This is a genomic window from Paenibacillus brevis (genome assembly GCF_018919145.1).
In the GTDB taxonomy this organism is placed as follows: domain Bacteria; phylum Bacillota; class Bacilli; order Paenibacillales; family Paenibacillaceae; genus Fontibacillus; species Fontibacillus brevis.
The window spans coordinates 45,363-69,472 of the sequence record NZ_JAHLQJ010000014.1 but is presented as its reverse complement, the minus strand read 5'-3'; the positions used below and the strand labels follow the sequence as shown (position 1 = coordinate 69,472).

24 protein-coding genes and 1 other annotated feature are annotated in these 24,110 nt (G+C 50.6%); of the genes, 21 read left to right on the top strand and 3 right to left on the bottom strand.

Going from position 1 to position 24,110, the window contains the following annotated elements; all coding sequences use genetic code 11:
- Window positions 1-13 precede the first annotated feature (13 nt).
- A complete protein-coding gene (locus KQJ23_RS16335) occupies window positions 14-499 on the top strand; it encodes a DMT family transporter (protein ID WP_216479980.1) in 486 nt (161 codons plus the stop codon).
- 91 nt (window positions 500-590) lie between these two features.
- Window positions 591-770: a transcriptional regulator gene (locus tag KQJ23_RS16330; RefSeq protein ID WP_212939768.1), complete on the top strand. Its 180-nt coding sequence runs from the start codon at window positions 591-593 to the stop codon at window positions 768-770.
- Window positions 771-850: 80 nt separating this feature from the next.
- Here the strand turns inward: KQJ23_RS16330 and KQJ23_RS16325 are convergent, their stop codons facing one another.
- On the bottom strand, window positions 851-1,999 hold the full coding sequence (locus KQJ23_RS16325; protein ID WP_216480067.1) for a cation:proton antiporter: 1,149 nt from the start codon (window positions 1,997-1,999) through the stop codon (window positions 851-853).
- Between the two features lie 481 nt (window positions 2,000-2,480).
- Between KQJ23_RS16325 and KQJ23_RS16320 the strand changes: the two genes are divergently transcribed.
- From KQJ23_RS16320 to KQJ23_RS16285, 8 genes are all read left to right on the top strand, one after another.
- Window positions 2,481-3,809, top strand: coding sequence for a hemolysin family protein (locus tag KQJ23_RS16320; RefSeq protein ID WP_216479979.1), 1,329 nt, complete (start codon window positions 2,481-2,483; stop codon window positions 3,807-3,809).
- A 285-nt stretch (window positions 3,810-4,094) separates the two neighbouring features.
- Window positions 4,095-4,673 (top strand): bifunctional transcriptional activator/DNA repair enzyme AdaA, encoded by a 579-nt coding sequence (locus KQJ23_RS16315; RefSeq protein ID WP_216479978.1) that lies wholly within the window; start codon window positions 4,095-4,097, stop codon window positions 4,671-4,673.
- Window positions 4,666-5,226, top strand: coding sequence for a methylated-DNA--[protein]-cysteine S-methyltransferase (locus KQJ23_RS16310; RefSeq protein WP_216479977.1), 561 nt, complete (start codon window positions 4,666-4,668; stop codon window positions 5,224-5,226). The genes KQJ23_RS16315 and KQJ23_RS16310 overlap by 8 nt, the downstream gene beginning before the upstream one ends.
- On the top strand, window positions 5,207-6,106 hold the full coding sequence (locus tag KQJ23_RS16305; protein ID WP_216479976.1) for a DNA-3-methyladenine glycosylase family protein: 900 nt from the start codon (window positions 5,207-5,209) through the stop codon (window positions 6,104-6,106). The genes KQJ23_RS16310 and KQJ23_RS16305 overlap by 20 nt, the downstream gene beginning before the upstream one ends.
- Window positions 6,107-6,193: 87 nt before the next feature.
- Window positions 6,194-6,460, top strand: a binding site (T-box leader).
- Window positions 6,461-6,570: 110 nt separating this feature from the next.
- Window positions 6,571-7,656 (top strand): aspartate-semialdehyde dehydrogenase, encoded by a 1,086-nt coding sequence (asd, locus tag KQJ23_RS16300; protein ID WP_216479975.1) that lies wholly within the window; start codon window positions 6,571-6,573, stop codon window positions 7,654-7,656.
- Between the two features lie 130 nt (window positions 7,657-7,786).
- Complete coding sequence (locus tag KQJ23_RS16295; RefSeq protein WP_216479974.1) at window positions 7,787-8,326, top strand: CueP family metal-binding protein; 540 nt, start codon at window positions 7,787-7,789, stop codon at window positions 8,324-8,326.
- Between the two features lie 119 nt (window positions 8,327-8,445).
- The gene (locus KQJ23_RS16290; RefSeq protein WP_216479973.1) at window positions 8,446-9,000 is read left to right on the top strand and encodes a GNAT family N-acetyltransferase; all 555 of its coding nucleotides are present in this window, start codon (window positions 8,446-8,448) and stop codon (window positions 8,998-9,000) included.
- A gap of 26 nt (window positions 9,001-9,026) precedes the next feature.
- Window positions 9,027-9,512 carry a nitroreductase family protein gene (locus KQJ23_RS16285; RefSeq protein WP_216479972.1) on the top strand — a complete coding sequence of 162 codons (486 nt, stop codon included), beginning with the start codon at window positions 9,027-9,029 and terminating at the stop codon, window positions 9,510-9,512.
- A gap of 96 nt (window positions 9,513-9,608) precedes the next feature.
- Here the strand turns inward: KQJ23_RS16285 and KQJ23_RS16280 are convergent, their stop codons facing one another.
- Entirely contained in the window at window positions 9,609-10,166 is a 558-nt protein-coding gene (locus KQJ23_RS16280) for a TetR/AcrR family transcriptional regulator (RefSeq protein WP_216479971.1), read from the bottom strand.
- Window positions 10,167-10,345: 179 nt separating this feature from the next.
- On the opposite strand from KQJ23_RS16280, the gene KQJ23_RS16275 reads away from it, so the two are divergent.
- Complete coding sequence (locus KQJ23_RS16275) at window positions 10,346-11,869, top strand: NAD-dependent epimerase/dehydratase family protein (protein ID WP_216479970.1); 1,524 nt, start codon at window positions 10,346-10,348, stop codon at window positions 11,867-11,869.
- Window positions 11,870-11,910: 41 nt separating this feature from the next.
- Here KQJ23_RS16275 and KQJ23_RS16270 read toward each other — a convergent pair whose 3' ends face one another.
- Window positions 11,911-12,792, bottom strand: a complete 882-nt coding sequence (locus KQJ23_RS16270; protein WP_216479969.1) for a LysR family transcriptional regulator — start codon at window positions 12,790-12,792, stop codon at window positions 11,911-11,913.
- A gap of 144 nt (window positions 12,793-12,936) precedes the next feature.
- On the opposite strand from KQJ23_RS16270, the gene KQJ23_RS16265 reads away from it, so the two are divergent.
- The 10 genes from KQJ23_RS16265 to KQJ23_RS16220 all read left to right on the top strand — a co-directional run bounded on the left by KQJ23_RS16265 (window position 12,937) and on the right by KQJ23_RS16220 (window position 23,627).
- Window positions 12,937-13,839, top strand: a complete 903-nt coding sequence (locus tag KQJ23_RS16265; protein ID WP_346779417.1) for an ACP S-malonyltransferase — start codon at window positions 12,937-12,939, stop codon at window positions 13,837-13,839.
- On the top strand, window positions 13,836-15,482 hold the full coding sequence (gene mdcA / locus KQJ23_RS16260) for a malonate decarboxylase subunit alpha (protein ID WP_216479968.1): 1,647 nt from the start codon (window positions 13,836-13,838) through the stop codon (window positions 15,480-15,482). The genes KQJ23_RS16265 and mdcA overlap by 4 nt, the downstream gene beginning before the upstream one ends.
- A 4-nt stretch (window positions 15,483-15,486) precedes the next feature.
- Window positions 15,487-16,347 (top strand): triphosphoribosyl-dephospho-CoA synthase MdcB, encoded by an 861-nt coding sequence (gene mdcB, locus KQJ23_RS16255; protein WP_249529831.1) that lies wholly within the window; start codon window positions 15,487-15,489, stop codon window positions 16,345-16,347.
- 2 nt (window positions 16,348-16,349) lie between these two features.
- Entirely contained in the window at window positions 16,350-16,649 is a 300-nt protein-coding gene (locus KQJ23_RS16250; RefSeq protein WP_216479967.1) for a malonate decarboxylase subunit delta, read from the top strand.
- Entirely contained in the window at window positions 16,639-18,315 is a 1,677-nt protein-coding gene (gene mdcD, locus KQJ23_RS16245; RefSeq protein ID WP_216479966.1) for a biotin-independent malonate decarboxylase subunit beta, read from the top strand. The genes KQJ23_RS16250 and mdcD overlap by 11 nt, the downstream gene beginning before the upstream one ends.
- The gene (locus tag KQJ23_RS16240) at window positions 18,309-18,962 is read left to right on the top strand and encodes a malonate decarboxylase holo-ACP synthase (protein ID WP_216479965.1); all 654 of its coding nucleotides are present in this window, start codon (window positions 18,309-18,311) and stop codon (window positions 18,960-18,962) included. Before mdcD ends, KQJ23_RS16240 begins: the two co-directional genes overlap by 7 nt.
- Window positions 18,963-19,132: 170 nt before the next feature.
- Window positions 19,133-20,416, top strand: a complete 1,284-nt coding sequence (locus KQJ23_RS16235) for a sensor histidine kinase (RefSeq protein WP_216479964.1) — start codon at window positions 19,133-19,135, stop codon at window positions 20,414-20,416.
- Window positions 20,406-21,059 (top strand): response regulator, encoded by a 654-nt coding sequence (locus KQJ23_RS16230; protein WP_216479963.1) that lies wholly within the window; start codon window positions 20,406-20,408, stop codon window positions 21,057-21,059. The genes KQJ23_RS16235 and KQJ23_RS16230 overlap by 11 nt, the downstream gene beginning before the upstream one ends.
- Window positions 21,052-21,948: a hypothetical protein gene (locus KQJ23_RS16225; RefSeq protein WP_216479962.1), complete on the top strand. Its 897-nt coding sequence runs from the start codon at window positions 21,052-21,054 to the stop codon at window positions 21,946-21,948. The genes KQJ23_RS16230 and KQJ23_RS16225 overlap by 8 nt, the downstream gene beginning before the upstream one ends.
- Before the next feature lie 161 nt (window positions 21,949-22,109).
- The gene (locus KQJ23_RS16220; RefSeq protein WP_216479961.1) at window positions 22,110-23,627 is read left to right on the top strand and encodes an MFS transporter; all 1,518 of its coding nucleotides are present in this window, start codon (window positions 22,110-22,112) and stop codon (window positions 23,625-23,627) included.
- Window positions 23,628-24,110 lie beyond the last annotated feature (483 nt).

Here is a 24,110-nt window from a genome sequence, read left to right as displayed (position 1 = left end):
TAGGAAGAGCAAAATGCTAATGGGACTGTTATTCTCGATTGTAGCGGGTGCGCTGGTCGGGCTGCAAAATATATTCAACAGCAAGGTGAATGAGCATACCGGGTCATGGATGACTACGACGTTGGTGCTTGGATTGGGATTTGCCGCCTCCTTGCTGTTGGGCGTTGTGTTCGAAGGCGGAGAGATGTTCCGTCTGAATATGAGCTCTATGCAGACTTGGTATTGGTTCAGCGGAATTATCGGGGTAGGTGTGGTCACTTGTGTTGTGCAGGGTGTCAGACGTCTTGGACCGACCTTCGCAATCTCTATTGTACTAATTACCCAACTGGTCACAGCGATGATCTGGGACACGATGGGCTGGCTCGGGCTTGAAAAGGTTCCATTCTCCTGGAATAAGCTGGCAGGAGTCTTGATTCTGATCGGCGGAATTTTGGTGTTCAAGCTTGGCGGCAGAAATGCAAAGACGACAGAAAAGGTTCACATTCATGACTCGATCTGATCGGTTGATGAACATTTGTTGAACAAGCTGTAATCCCTCAAATGGTTCTGATATGGTAAAGATAATATTCGGGAAATGAGGTGACTTAAGCTTGAGCATTAAGGAACAGGTTCTGGCTGCAATGAAGGAAGCAGGCAAGCCGGTCAGCGCAGGAGAGGTTGAGAAGCTGAGCGGGCTTGACCGCAAGGAGATTGACAAGGCGTTCAAGGAATTGAAGGCGGAAGCAGCGATTACTTCACCGGTCCGTTGTAAATGGGAACCGGCAAGCTAAGCACTGCGCATGATTAATGCAAAGAGAGAATAAGCCTCCACTCAGGCCAATAGGACCTGAAGCGGAGGCTTATTTTAGGTTCAGTTGTGTGCGTTCTCCGGCTTCGGATCTGCGAAAAACAGCTTCATCATCGGTGGTGTTACAAGCGTAGTAACTAAAACTACGATGACGATAATAGCAAAGAGGCCATCTGGAATCAGCTGAGCCTCTTGACCGATTGCTGCAATGATCAAGGCGACTTCTCCGCGAGATACCATGGCTGAGCCGATTCCGAGCGCGCTGCGCCAGCCGAAGCCGGAAGCCTTGGCGCCGAGTGCGGCGCCGATGAGCTTGGTGGCGATCGCAAGGAGACTCAGTCCAATGATCAACGGAATCTCGGACCACAGACCGGAAAAATTAACTTTTAGGCCAATCGTCGTGAAGAAAACGGGAACAAAGAGGGCATAGGCCATCGTCTCTACTTTTTCAGTCACTATGGTCTTGTAAAAGGTTCTGCTGATTGAAATACCGGCGATATAGGCGCCGATAATGGCTGCCACTCCCGTATATTCAGCAAGATGGGAAAGAAGGAAGCAGCTAATAAGTGCGGCGGTAACGACCGTCTCGCTGACTCGCAATACAGTGAATTTCCGCATAAACCAGGGGATTACCTTCCAGCCCAGTAAGATTGCTGCGCCGAAGAAAAGAACCTTTTTCAAAATAAGCATTCCCAGGTGGACATCTCCGCCCGCCAGACTCATTACAAATGCAAGCAGGATAATGACGACTACATCGTCAATAACGGCTGCTCCCAGCACGGTGGCTCCTTCTTTGGACTTTAATTTCCCCAGCTCCTTCAGGGATTGAACAGAGATGCTGACACTGGTAGCGGAGAGCAGGAGGCCAAGGAATAATGCTTCAAGAACAGGCATGCCCAGCAGTACGCCTGCCAGATACCCCAGGCCGAGCGGCAAGATGATGCCCAAGAAGCCTACATAAGTCGATGACCTTCCGCTTTGCTTGAATTCCTCCAGGTCTGTCTCAAGTCCTGCCAGGAACATCAGGAGTATGACACCGATTTGGCTTAAGGCCTCCAGAACCTCGGTCTCATGAATCAAGCCAAGCAGGGCCGGACCAAGAATAATTCCGACCAGCAGCTTACCTAGCACGGCAGGCTGCTTCAATCTCACACTCAGTGAGCCGGCCGCCTTTGATGCAAGGAGTATTAAGGCCAATTGAAAAAATAACAACATGATGAATCCCCCTTTAAAATGCAGCTTTTCTAGACAGTCTGGCCTCATTTAGGCAAAAAAAGCCCGCCACTTGGAATGCCGTATGCAAGAAAACATACGACGCCCTTTGTGACAGACTCCACCAGATGATATAATATTAAATTAACGTCCCTAAATTATATGATGCAGGACTCATTTTGTAAAGATGCTATATAAGTTGAACTATAAAAGCTACGTAGAAAGGGCATAAGTGTGAAGTGTTACAAGCCTTCTGAAAGAAAGCTGCTTCGAAAGCATAAAGCGGAAGAGTTCGCCTTTGTGAGTTGATTTCCACCTTATAATATCTTAGTTCAATTAGAGAAATCCGCGCAAGAATACTTCACAAGTTGCCCTCGGAACGTAAAACCCAGTAGTTCAACTTATATAGATGCATATTCCTGCCGCAATCGGGGGGAGGTTAAGGTCGACGTACATATCTTCCGCAGAGAGGACGAAAAAGATGTTTGAATTGCTTATCATTCTTGTGCTTATTCTAATCAACGCTTTTTTCGCAGCATCCGAAATTGCACTAATCTCTCTAAACGATAACAAAATTAGAAATATGGCACAGCAAGGGCACCGCAAGGCCAAGCTGCTGGTCAGCTTGCTGGGCGAACCAAGCCGTTTCCTGGCAACGATTCAGATCGGGATCACGCTGGCAGGCTTCTTTGCCAGTGCTTTTGCCGGCGAGAGCTTCGCCGGAGATCTGGCGGCATTACTGATTAAGTGGGGAGTTCCTTTGTCCCCGTCACTGTTAAGCACCTTGTCTCTCATCGTGATTACGTTGATACTGTCCTATTTCCAACTGGTGCTTGGAGAGCTCGTGCCTAAGCGGGTTGCTATGAAGCGGGCCGAGGGCATGGCCATGCTGGCAGCAGATGTGTTGTCTGTGCTGTCGAAGATAACGGCTCCATTCGTTAAGCTGCTTACGGTATCAACGAACCTGCTTGTCAAGGCATTCGGTCTGGACCCCAATTCCGACGATGATGAGGTGTCAGAGGAAGAAATCCGCATGATGCTGGATACGGGGACAGAACTAGGTACGATACAAGCCAGCGAGAAGCTGATGATCAACAATATTTTCGACTTTGATAACCGGACGGTCTCGGATATTATGACCCATCGATTGAATGTGGTTGCGATCCCGGTCAGTATGGATATGGTCTCGGTCGCCAAGCTGGCGGACGAGGAACAATACACGCGTTTCCCGGTGTATGAAGAAACCATCGACAATATCATCGGCATCTTCCATAGCAAGGATTTGCTGGGTTATTTCCGGAAGGCGGCCACAGAGTCCTGGGAGCTGAGAGATCATGTGAACAAGGCCTATTTTGTGCCTGATTCGAAAAATGCCCGGGATTTGTTTGAAGAGCTGCAGCAAAACCACGTGCACATGGCTATTGCCGTTGATGAGTACGGAGGCACGGCTGGTATTGTCACGATGGAGGATCTGCTGGAGGAAATCGTAGGCAATATTTATGACGAGCATGACGAGGATGAACAGGAATATGAAATGACCCCGGAAGGCGGTTATCTGTTCAAAGGAACGATGGCTTTGCACGATGCGCGGGAAGTGCTGGGGATTGCGCTGCCGGATGATGAATATGAGACCCTGAGCGGTTTCATGATCGGAATGCTTCACCGGATTCCTACGGTTCAGGAAAAGCCGATTTTTGAATACAACGGGTATGTGTTTGCTGTGAAAGAGGTCGGCCACCACCGGATTCATCGGCTATTGGTGACGAAAAAATCCGATCTTCCTGAGGAGCTTGACACCATACTGGAGTAATAACTTAGAGGACAGGCTCGATGTCAGCCTTCAATCCGGCTCGCAGACTGTACGAGGCGTTCGGGTTTTAGTACTGTGAACCTTTCTCGGATTATTCCGGGGACCCTAATAGCGTATTTATGAACTTGGATTTATAATGCTGACAAGCCCCCGGATCGTTTGTTCGGGGGGCTTGTTTTTTCGTCTTATCATGGTTACCGGAATGTCGAATTGTTGCTATCGTAGCCGAGACGGCTTTAAGGAAACGGGTGTTCGGGTTATACTTGCAATAGGAGGCGATGATCTGTGGAACAGAAGCTCTTTGACTTGATCTATGCTTCGGTGCTCGCCAAGGAACATACCTATGACGGAATCTATTATACTTGTGTCCGGACGACCCGAATTTTCTGTCGTCCATCCTGCCGGGCCAGAACGCCTTATCCGCAAAATGTGCGGTTTGTGAACTCCTCGGAGGAAGCAATAGAGCTGGGATATCGCCCCTGCAAACGCTGCAAGCCGGAGGAAGCAGGAAAGCTCGGGCCTGACGAGGTCATGGCTGCCAAGGTAGATCACTTGATTGAACGGGATCTTTCCTGTCCGATGACATTAAATATGCTGGCTGGTCAGTTAGCGGTCAGTCCATTTCATTTGCAAAAAGTATATAAACGGGTGAAGGGATATTCTCCTGCTGATCATTTGCAAGCGGTTCGTATGAAGGAAGCGAAGAGCCTGCTGGCGCAGGATCGGCTGACTGTGGCCATGATTGCCCGAGCGGTCGGCTTCAGAAGCCCGTCTCATTTTACAGTATGGTTCAAACGGGACTCGGGATGCTCGCCGAGGGATTATAGGGAACTTACAGGGAAGGGGATAGGAACTAATGAATGACTCGAGGGTCTATTGGAGCAGGGAGGCATTCGGTCCGGAGGGCCACGTATGGACGATATTGGCTACCGGGCAGGGGGTCTGCCGGCTGATGTATCCGCAGGATACGTTGGAGGGTGCAGCCGCGTGGCTTCATCGATTCAAACCAGGGGCCATACTGGAGGAGAACGCAAGTGTGATTGCGGGCACGGGTGTTGTCGGGAAGCTTAAGGGCTACTTTTTGGGAGAAAAGGTTGATTTTTCAGAGGTTTCGCTTGATTTGTTCGGCACACCGTTTCAAAAGGAGGTTTGGTCGGCCCTTCTGACGATCCCCTATGGAGAGGTGCAGACTTATCGTGACATTGCCGCTGCGATTGGGCGTCCAAATGCGGTACGGGCTGTTGGAACCGCCAATGGGGCCAATCCGGTTCCCGTTATTGTTCCCTGCCACCGGGTGATCGGGTCTAACCAGACATTGGTCGGGTACCGGGGAGGCTTAAAAATCAAAGACATGTTGCTCAGGCTGGAAGGAGTGAAGGCGGTTGAAATGTCCGGACATGCCCGGTTTCAGTTTTAATTTGCCTGTCCCCGTGCCCTTTTGCTTTCGTTTATGTCTGGATTATCTGTCAGGCTCAAACAGTGAATGTCTGTATGAGGTGCATGAGGATCACATTCGCAGGCTGGTATCTTTAGGCGGGAGAGACGTGCTGCTCGAAGTAAGCAGTAAGGATGATCTTGAGCTTGCGGTCAGGGTGCTTTACGGCGGACCATTGAATGAGGACGAGCAATTGGAAGCAGCGGCATACGTAACCACCTGGTTTGATTTGAACCGGGATCTGGCTCCGTTCTATAGACTAGCATCAGGTGACGAAAGGCTGGCTGGCGTAGTTCAGAAATTGAACGGACTCCGACTTATGGGTATTCCCGATCTGTTTGAAGCACTTTGCTGGGCGATTCTCGGACAACAGGTGAATCTGGCCTTTGCCTATACCTTAAAGGAGCGTTTGACATCCGCGTACGGCGATTCCGTGCAATGGCAGGGGACCGCATACCGGCGCTTTCCTTCACCGGAACAAATGCTGGCGGTGAGTGCCGACGAGCTCGGAGCATTGAAGCTGAGCCGAATGAAAAGCGCGACAATTCTGGAAGTGGCTAGACTGATGGCGGCGGGCGAATTGTCCCGGGAGGGGCTGCTGGCTATGGATAGCTTTGATGCCATGGAGGAGCGGCTGGTCTCGATTCGCGGCATCGGTCCCTGGACGGCCCATTATGTCAGGATGCGCTGCTTGGGCGATCCTGCAGCTTTTCCCATCGGAGATGTCGGTCTTCATAATGCCGTCAAGAACCTTCTAAGCTTGGAGGAGAAGCCGTCACTTGGCATGCTGAGGGAAATGTTCAACAGCTGGCAAGGCTGGGAAGCTTATGCGACATTTTATTTGTGGCGGACGTTATATTAGTACGAGTTCAAAAGGTGATTTTTTGAACAACCTCCAATAAATTTGGGGTTTATCTTGCGCCGATTATTTGATAATATAGCTACAATATCAAATGCGATGACGAGAGAAGTAAATGACGGCGATCCTTCACAGAGAGCTCCCGGTTGCTGAAAGGGAGTAAGGAAGCGTTCATTGAAGAAAGACTCCGAGCAGCGCGCCGGAACCTTGATCCACTGGAGATGGCACGACAGGAGCTCCTGTTACAGAGCTAGAGTATACGCGCCTGCCCAAGGCAGCGCCGTACTTGAAGAGGCTGGTGCGGCGACGTATTAGTAAATGTAGGGTGGTACCACGAGAAGCAATCTCGTCCCTAGGACTACGTAGTCTTGGGGGTGGGATTTTTTTGTTACATTAAGAGGCTGTACTGACATACGTTATTATCAAATCATTCCACATCATATAAAGAGAAGGGATCTGAATATACGATGGCACAAAGATTAAGAGCAGGTATTGTCGGCGGAACAGGAATGGTGGGCCAGCGCTTTGTCCAACTGCTGGAGAACCATCCATGGTTCGAGGTAACCGGGATCGCAGCCAGCGCCAATTCCGCAGGGAAGACCTATGAAGAAGCGGTTCAGGGAAGATGGAAGCTGGAGGGAGACATTCCGGAGGGCGTGAAAAAGATTGTCGTTCAGGATGCTTCCGAGGTGGAGAAGGTCGCAAAAGACGTTGACTTCATCTTCTGCGCAGTAGACATGAAGAAGAATGAGATTCAAGCGCTTGAGGAGGCATACGCGAAGACGGGTACGCCGGTTATTTCCAATAACTCCGCTCATCGCTGGACACCGGACGTACCAATGGTGATTCCGGAAGTCAACCCGGGGCATATCGAAGTTATCGCGGCGCAAAGAAAACGTCTCGGCACGGAGAGAGGCTTTATTGCGGTTAAGCCGAACTGTTCGATCCAGAGCTATGTGCCGGCACTTCATGCTCTGCTGGATTTCAAGCCGCGGCATGTGGTAGCCTCGACCTATCAAGCCATTTCCGGAGCAGGAAAGAATTTTACGGATTGGCCTGAAATGCTGGACAACGTGATTCCATACATTGGCGGCGAAGAAGAGAAGAGTGAGCAGGAGCCGCTGCGGATCTGGGGATCGGTGGAGAACGGCCAGATTATCAAGACGGAATCCCCGCTCATTACGACTCAATGTATTCGGGTTCCGGTAACGGACGGGCACTTGGCAACGGTCTTTGTTTCCTTTGACAACAAGCCATCGAAGGAAGAGATTCTTGCACGATGGAAGCAATTTTCCGGTCGTCCGCAGGAGCTGGGACTGCCAAGCGCGCCGAAGCAGTTCATCACTTATTTTGAAGAGGATAATCGGCCGCAGACGAAGCTGGACCGGGATATCGAAGGCGGAATGGGAGTTTCGGTCGGCCGTCTGCGTGAGGATTCGCTCTATGACTTCAAATTTGTAGGATTGTCACACAACACTCTGCGCGGTGCAGCCGGCGGAGCCGTGCTGATCGCGGAGCTGTTGAAGGCAGAAGGTTATATCCAACCTAAGTAAGATTTGCAGGCAAGATGTGCGGCGCCCTTCGGGGCGTCTTTTTCTATGACATGTTTTATTGCTTCCGGGAGGCGAGCCTGATATGATGATGGCGGGTAAGAATTGAGCCTGGATAAGATGGAGGTAAACGATGAGAAATAAATATATGGTCTGGCTGTTATTGATCGCTTCGGTAAGTGTGCTGCTATCTGGCTGTACCGACGGGAAGCAGGGCAAGGGCGGGACTGCTCAATCCGCTGAAGAGGTCAAGCAAATGGTGAATGATCTTAGTACGGACAAGCTGTCTGCCGAAGGTGCATCTATCACTTCCCATCAGCTAATCGTAACGAATTTGGATCAGTCAAAGACTACTTATGAATTGCCTAAGGACGAGTTCTTTGTCTCCATCGCACCTTACATTAACGAGACGCATCCCTGTGCGATTCATAGTCTGACGGGCTGTCAAGGGGAAATGAGCAGCGAATCCTTCGAAGTCAAGGTGACGGATCAGGACGGGAATGTCATTATTGATGACACGCTGCAGGCTCATAATAATGGGTTTATTGATATTTGGCTGCCGCGCGATCGTAAGTATGAGGTGGAGATCGGGCAAGGCGATAAATCCGGCAAGGAAGAAATCTCAACCTTTGAAGGGGACAATACTTGTATTTCGACTATGCAGCTTTCGTAAGCGGAGAAGCCGCCATTCGGATTATGACCGAATGGCGGCTTTTTGTTGCTATAATTCAATTGCAAATTGATGCATAGGTTTTAATTGTGGTAGAGTTGTGACCAAGGAGGAGGTTTCATGTGGGGAAAGAGATTACGATTCGGATTGCGCGGCCGTCCGATGCGGAGCTTGCCTGCCGTGTATTCGATTTAGCCATACCCGAAGCCTTCGAGCAAGAGGGCCTAGGTCATCTCATCGAGGATATAGCCCATGAGCTTGCCGCGAAGAGAAGGGTACTTCAGGCGTGCTTGTTGAAGGAGGACTCGGTCAGTTGCTGGTTTCTGGTTGCTCTGCTGGGGGAGAACATAGTCGGAACAATCTCTTATGGTCCATGCGGAGAAGATATCCTGAACTGTACCGGAAATGCTCTGGGGAATGTAGGTGAATTAGGCAGCCTTTATATATTGCCGGAATATCAGGGCCAGGGGATCGGTTCGGTTTTGATCCGTGCTGCTGCCAACCGCATGGCCAGCCAAGGAATCCAGAGGTTTTCCCTAGACAGCGGATATCGCATAGCACAACAAAAGTGGCTCAACAAGTTTGGCAAGCCGTATGCCGTCGTGCCCGATTACTGGGGAGCGGAGTCTGCACACATGGTATGGCTCTGCGAAGTCAAGAATTACATCGGTTCATAATTATCGATTAAAGGGGAGATACGCATATGAGCATGAAAGAAGTGATACAACGACGCCGTACAATCAAATCCTTCAAGAAGGATACCATCGACAGGGATGACGTCATGAATTGGCTGGAAGCGGCCAGCTATGCCCCAAATCATCGAATGAACGAGCCTTGGGAGATTTTATTTCTCGGTCCGGAGACCCGGGCCAAGCTGAATCATAAAACGGATCTGGGCGGTGCTCCGATTGTACTTGCGGTGCTCTCGAAGTCTGCGTCCAAGCAGTTGGAGCGAGACGAGAACGTGATGGCGGTGTCGTGCTTCATCCAGAATTTCATGCTGCTGGCCGAAGAGGCGGGAGCGGGTGTGTTCTGGAGCTCAATCGGTGCTCAGCCGCAAAACCGTGAGCTGCTTGGCGCGGCAGACGGAGCGGAAGTCATCGGCGTGCTTGGAGTCGGTTATCCGGCCGAGATTCCGGCGTTGAAGCCTAGAACGCCCATTGCAGACAAAGTAACTGAGATGCCGTAAAACTAAGTTCGATATTGGAAAAGAAGAGAAAGCGGGAAAATGGGCAGCCATTCTTCCGCTTTCTCTTCTTTTTATGGGGTTTGAGTTTGGAATGACTCAAGTGTTCTTATTGGAATAGACTGAAGCGGCTCCGTCAGACAACATGAAGATCATATCAGAAAGCTCCTTCGTACTTAAATCAAAGCCCCTATCAATCCACTGACTAATCATACTTAAGCAGCCGATAGTCAAATAGTGATAAATATAATCTGATTGAGCTTCTGAACCCGTCAAAAGCAGGTTCATTCTCAAGGTAGTGATCGCTGAAGAGACGAAGCTGGAAGGAAACGAGGAATTTCCCGTTGGTCCAAGAAGTACACTGAACACCCTGCCATTGTCCTTCACATACTCTAGCAGCCCTTGCAGCAATTGGAAATTCCCGACAATCTTCTCAATGTGCCCCCTCACCTGAAGCATTACCTCTTGTTCAATATCTTCTAACAGATCGAACTGGTCCTTGTAATTAAGGTAAAAAGTAGACCGGTTAATACCTGCATGCTCGCAAAGTTCTTTAATGGTCACCTTGTGAATCGACTTGGATTGCATTAGTTCGATCAGGCTATTCTTCAGTAACGATTTCGTCAATCTGACTCGTTGGTTTTCACGATTGCTCATGACTATTCATCCTTTTTACTTTCAAGTTTTACTATTTTGACGAGCTCCCAACATATTCATCCCGAGTGTCTATCTTATATCAAAATAAGATCAACTGTTGGTTGTAAAATAGACACTGTGTCGAAGATACTTGGATTATAACATAATTATCAGCTTGTAGTTGAAAGGAGATAAAAAGGATGATTAAGAGAAGAGTATTATTAACCGGGGCTACTGGAGGAATGGGTTCTCATGTGCTTCGAGAGCTGCTAAAGGATACCGATAAGCTGGATATTACATTGTTGGTACTTGATACAGAGACAGATCGCAGAGCTCTAAAAGATTATGAGAACAAAGATGGCCTCACTATCCATTGGGGAGATTTGACCAAGGAAGACGATGTGTATGAATGTATCAAAAATGCGGACATTGTCTTGCATGTTGCCGCGCTGGTCTCTCCTATAGCGGACTATAAGCCTAAGTTGGCAATGAAGGTGAATTATGGTTCCATGCGTAACATCATCCACGCGATTAAGGAGCAAGGAAGAATGGAGGAAGTCAAGGTTGTCTCGATCGGAACGATTGCTGAAACGGGGGACCGGATGCCGCCTATTCATTGGGGACGGGTAGGCGATCCCATCAAGCCAAGCATTTACGACTATTACGCAGTATCTAAAATCGCTGCAGAACGACTGCTGATCGAGTCGGGATTAAAATATTGGGTGAGTCTGAGACAGACCGGAATAATGGGTCCTGCAATGAGCAAGATCAAGGATGCAATCATGTTCCATAATTGTCTGGATAATGTGCTTGAATATGTTTCTGACCGGGATTCCGGCAGAATGCTTGGCAACCTCTGCCGCTTGGATTATTCGGGAGAATTGTCTGAGGGCTTCTGGTGTCATGTGTACAATATTGGCGGTGGCGAAAGCTGCAGGGTAGATACTTATGCCATGTACAGAGAGCTCTATGGGGCGATCGGATTTAAAAATTTAAAATATGCCATTAATCCTAAATGGTACGCAACACGAAATTTTCATGGAACCTATTATCTGGATTCGGACAAGCTGGAGGAGCATCTTCACTTCCGCAGAGACAGTATGCAATATTTCTATGATTCCTACCTGGATTCACTAGGACCGGTAGCTCCAATATCACGCCTAGTATGCAAGCTTCCGGGCGGACAAAAGCTGATGGGAAGTATTATGAAGAAAGTATTTTTGAAGGTAGCGCGTACGGAGCATGGGACGGTTCGCTTCATCGAGCAGAATATGGAAGAGAAAATCGATGCCTACTGGGGCAGCAAACGTGCATGGGAGGCAATCCCATTCGATATTAATGAGTTCGAGCACTTTCGGGATTGGGATCGGGTCATATGGATTGATCATGGCTACGATGAGAACAAGCCGGAACGGGAGTTGAACCTGGAGGATGTGAAAGGAGCCGCTCAATTCCGAGGAGGACACTGCTCCTCAAACGAAATGAATATCGGGGATTGGATGGGGAAATTGAAGTTTACTTGCGCTTTCGGACACGACTTTGAAGCAAGCCCGCGCCTGGTATTGGAAGCGGGGCACTGGTGCCCGGTCTGTGAACGTGAAAGCTGGAACTATGCAGCTCGCGCCAAAGTGGATCCATTTTTCGCCCAGGTATGGACACCGCTTCATTCGCCGGAAGAGCCAGAGCGAGAGTATAGAAAAGAAGTGACAGAACTGGATGTATAAACATACTCTAGTCTGAATTATCAGCCATGCCGTAAGAGTGTCTAGCGTCTATTTCCGGGCAGGATCTCTTTGAAAAGCTGCTGAATAAAGACAAAGAAGGATTGCTCCAAGCCTGTCGGCTCCTCTTTGGTTGGCCAGGATAAATAGATGGTGCGGATGCAGCGATGGCCGCGAATCGGGATCAGCTCGATATCCTCGGTAAGCAGGCCGCTCCATAGGATGGAAGGGATAAAAGAGATCCCGAGGCCGGATTCGATCAAGCCTCTTACGGTAGCCGGATCATCACTCTCGAAGATGATGTCAGGGCTGAAGGGCAAATCCGCAAAGAACCGATCTGTTGTTCTTCGCAGCGGATTGCCGGTGGTCAAGCTGATAAATTTCTCATGCTCAAGCTCCAGTAAGGTGACTTCATTCCTGCTGCTGAGGGGATGCTGCCTTGGGACGCCCAGCATAATCTCTTCTTCGAGCAGAATCACATGCTCGTTATGCTCTAGCGGCTCGGAGGTTATTGCAAAATCATAGGTCAGCGCCTTCCCGGTCTTGCCAGGATGCTGGATCAGGTTGAACCGGATATGGGGATACTTGTCCCGAAACCGGCGGACAATCCAGGGCAGGAGCATGGAGCCAACCGCCACATACAAGGAGATGATCTCAACATTCTCCTTGCTCATTTCCGTAATTTCAGCAACTCCTTGCTCCAAGGCGGACAATGCTTGGTTGGCTCGCTTAAGAAACTTTTCTCCAAAGGCATTAAGGACAATGTGCTTGCCCTTGCGGTCGAATAACGGAACACCCAGCTCGTTCTCAAGCGATTTGATCATTTTGCTGAGTGCGGGCTGTGAGATATAGAGTTCTCTGGCAGCGCGGGTCATGTTGCCATGCCGGGCTGTTGTCAGGAAATATTTTAACTGTAAAAGCTCCATAGACGACCCTCCCTATATAACTTCTCATGTATAACCTATAGGTTATTAATAATGACCAATATAACTATTTTACAGCTATTTTTCTAATAAATACAATAGATGCATAGGGAAGAATTTCGTTGAGGAGGTGGGCTTCTGAAGCTTGTGTTTACATTTCCGGGACAGGGGTCACAGACCCCGAACATGCTGCAGGACATTCCGGCATACGTGGAGAAGGCAACCGAAGTGATTGGCGTGATGCCTCGAGATGATGAGCTGTCTTTGTCCTCAACGCTATGGACGCAGATCGCACTGTTCCTGAAAGGGACAGCTGCGGCGGATGAGCTCATGAAGCAAGGCATGACTCCGCATTTTGTGGCCGGGCATTCGATTGGCGCTTATTCAGCCGCAGTTACTGCAGGGGTCATATCCTTTGAGGATGCGCTGAGAATGGTTTGGCGGCGTGCCGAGTGGATGGATCGAGCTTACCCTGCCGGTTATGGGATGGGAATCATAATAGGATTGACGAAGGAAGAGGTTGAACGGATTGTTGCTCATTCATATAGTGATGAGTCTCCGGTGTACCGCTCCAATGTAAATGGAGAGCTGCAAATTGCGTTGTCCGGTTCGGTGGAAGGGATCAGCCGGGCATTCGAGCTTTCCAAACAGCGGGGCGCTTCGAAGGCAATCCATTTGAAAGTACCGGTGCCCTCGCATTCTCCATTAATGGAGGGACTAACTTCTGAATTGTTCGGGATGCTGGAAAGTATTCCTTTGCAGGATGCAAAAATGACATACTTACTGAATCATACGGGAAGACCTACTCGGTCCAAGCAGAAGATTGCCGAGGATTTGGCGGTAAATGCGGTTTATCCCGTTTGCTGGCATGATATGACAACTGTAAGCGCGGAGAGCGGTGCGGATTGCTTTGTAGAGATGCCGCCAGGACACACATTGACTGGCCTGCTTAAGCAGGCCCATCCTTGCTTGCGTGGAATTGCCGTTGATGAGACGGGGATGGAAGGCGCATTGTATCTGATCAGAAAGTGGGAGGCGCAGGCGGAATGAACAAGGAATTACGTTCCTGGAGCCAGAAGCGGGACAGGAAGCAATCGAAGCTGAGCGGAATCGAACCGCGAATGAAGGGAAAATTTATCGATACGAGCGATATTGTAAGTGTCCTTGAGGCGTTGATTGAGCCGGGCGCCAGGGTCGTTCTTGAGGGAGACAACCAGAAGCAGGCTTCTTTTCTCTCGCAAAAGCTGCTGGAGGTCGCTCCCTCCAAGGTACATGATCTGCATATGATTATGTCGAGTATTTCGAGACCGGAGCATCTGGATATTTTTGAACATGGCATTGCCGGCAAGCTGGACTTTTCTTACTGCGGATCCCAGAGCCTGCGTGTTGCGCAAATGATTGAGGACGGAACGCTGAAGCTCGGCGATATCCATACTTATTTGGAGCTGTTCGGAAGGCTGTTCATCGACCTTATTCCGGATGTGGTGCTCGTCGCAGCGGACAAGGCCGATGCCGAAGGGAATCTGTACACCGGCAATAACACGGAGGAGACACCTACGATAATAGAAGCTGCGGCGTTCAAGGACGGCATTGTCATTGTGCAGGTGAATGAGATCGTAGAGGAATTGCCGAGAACGGATATTCCTTCCTCCTGGGTGGATGTCATTGTGAAGGCGGACAAGCCCTATGTGCTGGAGGCACTGTTTACCCGCGATCCCCGGCATATTACCGAGTTGCAAGTATTAATGGGCATGATGGCGATCAAGGGGATTTATGGACGGCATGGCGTGCAGTCGCTCAATCACGGGATCGGCTACAACACCGCAGCCATTGAACTGCTGCTGCCAACCTATGGAGGGCAGCTCGGACTGAAGGGGAAACTCGCGAGACACTGGGCTTTAAATCCGCATCCGACCCTTATTCCGGCGATTGAAACGGGTTGGGTAGATAGTGTTCACAGCTTCGGCGGCGAGGTGGGCATGGAGAGATACATCGCCGCACGGCCGGACGTGTTCTTCGTGGGAAAGGATGGATCCATGAGGTCCAACCGCGCGATGTGCCAAGTGGCGGGGCAGTTTGCAGTAGATATGTTTATCGGCTCAACGCTGCAAATGGATTATGCCGGGAACTCCTCGACGGTTACTGCCGGTCGGCTGTCCGGCTTCGGCGGTGCTCCGAATATGGGGCATGATCCCCGGGGGCGCAGGCATGCGTCGGATGCCTGGCTGGCGATGAACGAGCACCCTTCCGAGCTGTCCAAAGGGCGTAAGCTAGTGGTACAGATGGTTGAAACCTATGGTGCGAATAAAAAGCCGGTTTTCGTGGAGAAGCTGGATGCGGTCAAGGTAAAGGACGCCTCCGGTCTCGCGATTACACCGGTCATGATCTATGGGGATGATGTGACTCACGTGCTCACTGAGGAAGGGATTGCCTATCTGTACAAAACAGATAGTCCGGCGGAGAGAAAGCAAGCTCTGGCTGCCATTGCAGGAGTAACGCCGCTCGGCCTGGAGAGCCGTGAGCATGAGGTGTCCGATCTCCGCGATCGCGGTATTGTGGCGTACCCGGAGGATCTTGGTATCCAGCGGCGGCAGGCCAAGCGCTCCCTGCTGGCTGCACAATCGATCAGCGACCTGGTGACCTGGTCGGATGGTTTATATGATCCGCCGGCAAAATTCAGGAGCTGGTCGTAGACTTATGGCAATGCTGCGGCACAATGTCGAGAGCTTTGCGAAATCACTTGCTTCCAGAGCAGTGTGGGCCTTGGCTGAAGAAGCGAAGCTTACCCCAAAGCCAGGCTTGGTGGATGCGAGAAGCAACGGGGCGCATACCGATATGTCTCTGGAACTGATGATGAATTCGGCGGAGGCTTTGCGAGGAACCTTTGAAGAAATCGCCGTCGTTTCTTACCTCCATTTCCCTAATCAAGAGCTGCGAGAGAAGATTGCCCGAATCGGCAGGGAAGGAGAACGGCGAATGTACACGGTCACAAAGGGTGTCAACACCCATAAAGGCGCGATCTGGGCGCTTGGCCTCTTGACCGGCGCCCGCGCCGCCTGCGCCGATGAAGCTGACAGTGAGCGGGTGCTGCGGCTTGCCGGTGTGATTGCTTCCTTTGAGGACCGTTATTGTCCTGCGGAAGAGAAAGAGACTAATGGACAAATCGTAAAACGCAAATATAACGTAACCGGTGCTTACGAGGAGGCTCAGCAGGGATTCCCGCATATTCACAATGAAGCTTTGCCTGCTCTGCTGAGCGCAAGGAGAGCGGGTAAGAGCGAGCAGGATGCCCGTTTGGAAGCTCTGCTGGCCTTGATGGCTACGGTGGATGATACCTGCATTTTGTATCGCGGGGGGAGTGCCGCTTTAACAACAGTTAAGGAACTAGCAGCTTCCTGTCTCCAGGCGGCTAGAGGAAGTAAGAGAGAATTCGAAGAGAAATTCACCAGGCTGAGCGATTATTGCAGCTCAAGACGTCTATCACCGGGCGGAAGCGCTGATTTGCTGGCTGCTGCTTTGTTTCTTGGTGTTGAAGATAAAAGTGGAAGGGAGCGATGACGATGGAGCAATTACATTTTCAATATGCCGTTTCAAGACCGATTACTCAATCCGCCCATATTGGTGTGGTTGGGTCCGGCGATCTGGAGATCCTTGTCGTGCCAGGAGAGGGCGGCATGGCACAGGTACAGGTGCTGACCGGGAGCGAGGGATTCGGGCAAACCTGGGACCATGTGCTGACTCGTTTTTTTACCCGTTATCCGATTGTAGCTCAAATGACTATTCATGATTACGGGGCCACGCCTGGGGTCGTGATGCTTCGATTAACGCAAGCGCTGGAGGTGCTGGGCTATGCAGAATAGCTATGTGGAGCTGAACGGGCGTGAACGCGCACAGGCCTTGCTTGACCGGGATACCTTCCGCGAGCTGGTCGGGCCATTTGACAGGCTCTACTCTCCGCACCTGGAGCCGCAAGGAATCGTACCGCAAAGCGATGATGGCGTGATCGTGGCAAGAGGCATGCTTCAAGGAGAACGAGTACTGATCATTTCTATTGAGGGCGCATTTCAGGGAGGGGGGATTGGAGAGGTTGGCGGGGCCAAGATATCCGGCGTGCTGGAGCTTGCTTTGGAGGCTAATATCCAGGGAGAACGCATCGTTCCGATTCTGGTTTTTGATACCGGCGGAGTTCGGCTCCAGGAAGCAAATTATGGCCTGTTATCCATCTCCGAAATTAGCGCGCAGGTCATTGCCCTGCGGGAGCATGTGCCTGTCATCGGAGTCATCCCCGGGCGCATCGGTGCATTTGGCGGAATGTCTATCGTCGCGGAGCTGACAAGTACCTTGATTGCCACCCGAATGGCCCGGCTTGGCTTAAATGGCCCTGAAGTAATTGAACAGGAAGCAGGGGTCATGGAATTTGATTCCCGGGACAAGGAGTTGATCTGGAATACGATCGGAGCCCGCCAGCGTCAGGTTACCGGGTTAATTGACGAGCTTGTGGAGGATGATGCCGCGGCCTTGACAGCCGCGATCTATCAGGCGATGAAGCGTCCTGCCCAACCGCCGAAAACGTTGCAGACCGATTTCTATCTAAGCCTGCTCAGCCAATTTGATCCGGCAGAGAAGTGGACACCCGACAGATATAATCAGTTTTACAAAAAGGTTAACCCCGTTGAATATTTTGCCTCATTAGCAAAAGAAGGCGCCAGTGACCAAGCAGACAGCCGAGGTTACCGGTGGTTCGCTTCCTTGACAGGCATTGCCCATCCGGTAAGCGATACCCCGTCTGTACTGGCGGCAGATATAGTTAAGGACGGACAAATATACCGGTATATCTCTGTTGTTCCAGATGCTGCAAGCCGCTATCCACGTGCAAAAGTCGGAGAGGTCGGACTGTTGGAGGGATGGACGGTAGCCAAGCTGGTTCGTGATGCTATTCGGCTGGATCAGGACACCACGAATAAACGCCCGATTATTGCTATAGTGGATGTGCCGAGTCAGGCCTACGGCTACAGTGAGGAACTGATCGGAATCAGTCTGGCTTTGGCGGCAAGCACGGATGCCTATGCTGCTGCCAGAATGCAAGGACATCCCGTGGTCGCTCTCATCGTAGGCAATGCGATCTCAGGCGCGTTCCTGGCCCATGGCCTTCAGGCCAACCGGCTTGTCGCTTTGGATGATCCCGGAGTTCATATCCAGGCCATGTCCAAGGCTTCAGCGGCGCGGATTACACGCAGAAGCATCGCGGAGCTGGAGGAGGCGACAAGCAAAGTGCCGGCGATGGCTTATGATATAGCCAGCTATAGCCAGCTGGGCTCGTTATTCCGCTTATTGCAGGATATTCATGCAGATGCTCCTCGAGTCCAGGATCTGCGGGCGGCTGAATTCGCCATCGCCGAAGCAATCGCCTCCATAGCGGATGCTTCTCGCGACCTCATCAGCTCCCGTCTGCAAAGCGAGGCAGCCCGGAATGGAGGACGGGCAGCGACGCTGCGGGTGCGTGAGGCATTAAGACGGCAATGGTAATCCGGCCGCATGATTTGATTGAGCTGTCGGATATGTCCGCATTATTTTTCCCGGAAGTTGAGGGCGAGGAGCCGGGGTGGGTGAAAGATTCCTTGCGGCATGCTCCATACGTCGTGGTTCGCCGCGCTCCGGTTTCCGCTTCCGGCCACATTCCTGTCGGTATTCGCGGTGGCGAACGAAATCAGCGCCTGGGCGCTGATTTGTCTCCTGACGGAGCCGCTAGAATCATTACACCCTATGATATTGCCCGGCAGCAGCTGTGGAACAATGTCTCTGGGCTTCGCCGTCGGTTGCCGGTCATTCAGGTGATGCAGGAGATTGCCAGGGAACTGTCCGGCTACAAATGGGGACCAGCCGGAAGCGGAGGATTCGAGATGGCGACGGGGGCGCCTGTCTTGAAGGAATCCAGCGACCTTGATCTCGTCATCGACATGTCCGCACAAGAGGGAAGGGCACAAGGTGAATGGGCATCAAGATTGCTGAGACAGCTCGATCGTTTACCGGTCAGAACCGATATCCAAGTGGAGACGCTGGAGGGCGCTTATTTGCTGCGTGAGCTGGTGGAGAGCAGTGGCGGTAAAGTCATGCTTCGAACAGCGGAAGGTCCTGAGCTTGTTCCTCACCCATGGAAGCTTAAAGAGGCTTGAGGGTATCCATTAGTCAGTGACTTTTGGGATACCCTCTTTTTTTGCCGCAAAGTGCTTAAGAATCGTCACAGTTCAACCGGAAAACCTGCTTTTCATAGTTCGTGATATATGTCACAATTATATTATTAGCTAAAGGATCATGTGAACGAGGACGAGAGGAGTGAAGAACCATGATATCAACAGCCCAGAGAACGAAAACTTTCGTCAAATTCATGATACATAACGGTATACTTACCATTACGACTACTTTGATCATTGTGTTGGCGATTCGCGCCATATTACAAGAGGAAAATCGCAGCTGGCAGGACGACACGCCCATCTTTCTGTTCGTATTGATGATTACCACGTTATTTTTCTTTATTATCTATTGGCAGAGCCGCAAGCTCCGCTCAGAGCAGGAGCTGTTCTCGAATGTGTTCATGCACAGCCCCGACGGCGTCCTGGTAACGGACAATACATTGAATATTATCCGCATGAATCCCACCGCAAAGCACCTGCTGCATTGGGCGGAGGAGCCGGTGAGCGTCAACTTTTGCAATCATTGCTCCAATTACCCTGGGTTAAACAAGCGTTGCAGTTATCAAAATTGCTTTATTACTGAGCCATCCTCGCAGCATACCGAAGTGTTGATTACAACATCAGACGGGATAACCAAGTCCATGAATGCAAGTGTATCCCATTATACCGATCCGGTACTTGGACCGTTGAATATCATCCGGCTGCAGGCGGCCGAAAAGAACAGGCAGGAGGAGCAGCATAGGATTGCGCAAATGATTACGCACTCGATTCTGTCCGCGCAGGAAAATGAACGCAAACGTATCTCGCGCGAGCTGCATGACGGGATTGGCCAGTCGCTATACAGCATTTTAATTCAGACCGAAGTGCTGAAGGGCCAATTGGAGGAACCGGCGGACACAACAGCCGATGAATCCATGGATTCCCTGCAGGAATCCATCCGTCACACGATTGAAGACATCCGGGATTTATCCGTAGAGCTGCGGCCATCCGCACTTGACGATATCGGGCTTGTGGCGGCACTCCGGAATTACGTAAAATTATATGGACAGAAATTCGGTATTCAAGTGCTGTTCTCCATTGATGGCGACAGCGGCCGGCTGCCTGCAGGACATGAGATCGCCCTGTACCGGATTGTGCAGGAAGCCTTGACGAATGCAGCCAAGTATTCGCATACTGAAGTGGTGAATGTCGGGCTGAAGCTGCTCCCGGAGGCGGCTGAGCTCCTGATCCGCGACTATGGAGTCGGATTTGAACTGACAACGGAGCTGCGGCAGGGCGTCGGCTTATACAGCATGGAAGAACGTGTTAAGATATTAGGCGGAGAATTCGAGATTGAATCGGTTCCCGGACAAGGAACGACCATTCAGGTCAGAGTGCCGATTGAAGCGGATAAGCTCTCTGCCCGTAAGGAGGATTTGCGCAGCGATGGATATTAAAGTGCTAATCGTCGACGATCATGCCGTCGTTCGCAGCGGACTTCGCGCCGTATTGGATACGAAGCCGGGAATCAAGGTTATCGGGGAGGCTGCGGACGGTATTTCTTGCATCAAGAAGTCGTTGGAGCTTCATCCCGATCTGGTCTTAATGGATTTGAGCATGCCGAACGGGCGTGACGGCCTGTATACAACCAGTGAATTGCTGCAATCCATGCCAGAGGTAAAGGTTATTATTCTGACCATGCATGATGATGAGCAATATTTATTCCGGGCTCTCAAAGCCGGAGCTTCCGGTTACATTCTGAAATCAGCGCCGATAACGGAGCTGGTGACAGCGATCGAGCAGGTTCATCAAGGATTGGTCTATTTGCATCCTACGGCGACGAAAAAGGTCATAGAGGGCTATCTGCATGGGCATTCCAAAGAGCCGCAGGACACCTTCGAAACCTTATCGGAGCGTGAAAAAGAGGTATTAACCCTAGTCGCCAAAGGCTATACAAACAAGGAAGCGGCGGAGTTGCTCTCGATCAGCGTGAAAACAGTAGAGAACCATAAAGCGAATATTATGGATAAGCTACAGCTCAATAATCGGCGAGAATTAATGAAGTTCGCCTTCAGAAGGGGGCTGCTTGATTTTGACTAGGGAGGACGATCAATCGCTGACCATCCAGCAGCAAATTCAGCTAGAGCTTCAGCAGTTGAAGTCGGAACTGGCCTTGGATTTTGTTGCCGTTGCTCTCGCGGATGTCAACTACCGGGATATTTACTGGAAAATAGCGCTAGGCGCTAAATCGGAGCGTTATCGTAAAATAACGGTTCGTATGGGCAGAGGGATGGCCGGCAAAGTCATGCAAACAAAGCGTCCGCATATCGTAACTTCCTATCCCGAGGAGGTGCGCGACGAGATGCTGGAGTATCCGATCTTCCTCGTGGAAGAGATCCGGTCCGCCGTAGGCGTCTCGGTGGATTCGGAGCGGACTGAGCGGAAGCAATCTTATGGCGTGCTTCTTGTAGGACAGCGGCACGAGCGGGTATTTTGCGAGCAGGAGATTGCACGGGTAGAGCAAAGCGCGGCTGTGCTGGCCGTGCTATATGACAGCACCGTTGTCCTCGAGCCTGCGAATGAGCAGGAGCAGGTGGAGAATACAGACGTGAAGAGTCCGCTTTTGCAGCGGCTGCGAGGTTTCCGGGCGGATGGAATAACTTGTGAATTGCTCGATCAACGCATTACGAGATTGTCTCATATTCGGCAGCAACAGATTGGGGAGATTCTCGATTTATTGGCAAATCATAGCAAGCGGTCCTTCCATCCAGCAGCCGTTACGATGGAGCAGGATGAGTTGGGGCATACACTGATCGAATTTCAGTGCTTTGGAGGCGATCCGCTTTCCCAGGATCTATTTGATCCCGTTAATGATCTTTTGAAATCCTTGAAGTGCGACCTTGAAATCGCGGTGGAAGCTGAACAGCAATCCGTGCGGTTTACGATTCCCACTCGTCTGTTACTGGATGAGCAGATCTGGAATCCATGATCTTCTTGGTGCTGAAAAGCTGATTCTTTGAACACGCATCATAGACAAAAACGAGATGGGGAATTTCCTAGAAAGCAAATGAGGGAATTCCCCAATTTTTTTCATGCCTGCTTCCCGGGATAATAGAGTCAATAGCTGTTGACTTTACAAGGAGGAAGCGCATGAAATCATCATCCAAAGCCATACTTCCCTTGCAGACGTTGAGTCTAATTCTCGGATTTGCAGTGTGGGGCATTCTATCATCGCTCATTGTATTTATTAAAGAAGGAATTCCGCTTACACCGGGCCAACTGTCGCTAGTCACAGCCGTGCCTGTTGTATTGGGCTCGATCTTGCGGATTCCCTTCGGGTATTGGACCAATAAATACGGAGCGCGCTTCATGTTTCTCATCAGCTTTCTGATTCTCCTGATTCCCGTATTCTATATCAGCCAGGCCAATAGCTTCGTGGACCTGGTGATCGGCGGGTTGTTCCTGGGGATTTCAGGAGCGACCTTCTCGGTCGGGGTGACATCCTTGCCGAAGTATTATCCAAAAGAAAAGCATGGTCTGGTAAACGGGATTTACGGCCTGGGTAATCTGGGCTCGGCACTAAGCACCTTTTTCGCACCCGTCCTGGCGTCTCAGTTCGGCTGGCGCACTACGGTGCAGTGTTATCTGGTATTGCTTGGAGTGTTTATTCTGGCCAACTTCTTCATCGGCGACCGGAAGGAAGCCAAGCTGGAGACTTCCCTTACCGAGCAAATCAAGGGCATTTACAAAAACGAAAAATTGTGGCTGGTCTGTTTCTTTTATTTTATTACCTTCGGAGCCTTCGTAGCTTTTACCGTGTTCCTTCCGAATCATCTTGTTAATAACTTTGGTATCGAGAAGGTGGATGCGGGCCTTCGGACAGCAGGCTTCGTCACCCTGGCGACCTTTATGCGTCCGGTAGGCGGGTGGCTCGGCGACAAGTTTAATCCTTTCAAAATTCTGCTGTTCGTATTTACGGGTCTTACAATCGGCGCAATTATTTTGGCGTTTTCGCCAACGATTCCGCTCTTTACTTTCGGCTGCTTGATGATCGGGCTGTGTGCAGGTCTTGGCAACGGTACGATATTCAAGCTGGTCCCGCTTTATTTCTCGAAGCACTCGGGGATTGCAAATGGGCTTATTTCCGCGGTAGGCGGATTGGGAGGCTTCTTCCCGCCATTGATGCTGACCCTGCTGCTTTCGATGACAGGTCATTATGCGATCGGGTTTATGTCGCTGGCTATGGTTGCCCTCTGCAGTATCCTGCTGGTATTGTACATGTACTGGAATGACCGGATGAAGCTGGCGGAGCAAATCGTCCATGGAACCTCGCAAGCAGTTCTGGTAACGAATCCGAAAGGGATCATTCAGACCATCAATCCTGCGTTCACGGCAATTACGGGGTATACAGCGGAGGAGGCCGTCGGCCAGAGACCAGGGTTTCTGAAATCAGGCAAGCATGACAAAGCGTTCTATGACGCCATGTGGAAAGAACTTAGAGAGAAGAAGGTCTGGTCCGGGAACATCTGGAACAGGAAGCAGACCGGGGAAATGTATTTGCAGCGTTTGACGATCAACGGCATCCAGAATGACATGGGGGAAATCAGCTACTATGTCGGCGTGTTCAATGAAATTGATCCGTCAGAGCTATCCAAGAAGTTTGCATGAAGCGGGAGCTATCTAAGTTGAGCTAAAGATTGTGCGCGTAGCACTATTTGAATTGCGAGTTAGGTGGGGCAACGTGTGAAGAGTTGCTACGATCGCTGTTGTTCGCGGATTTCTTCAATTGGACTAAGTTCTAATAAGGGAGAAATCCGCTCACAAAGGCGAACGCTCCGCTTCTTCACAACCCTTCACACTTTTGCCCATGTCACTTCGCCTTTCAACTACAATGCAAGGTTGCACATGGCTACGCCATATAGGTACCTCAATAAATCCGCTGCCCGTGGCATGCAAATAGGATACGCACCTGAAATGAACCCCGGCCTCATGATGGTCCGGCCTTGTACGAAACTCCATGTATTTTACATGTCGAGCAACTAGGCCTTATAAAGACAAGCTAAGTGCCTGCGTAAAAAGGCATAAGTGTGAAGTGTGCTGTAGAAGCGTTAGCGTTCGCCTTTGTGAACGGATATCTACCTTGCCATGGTT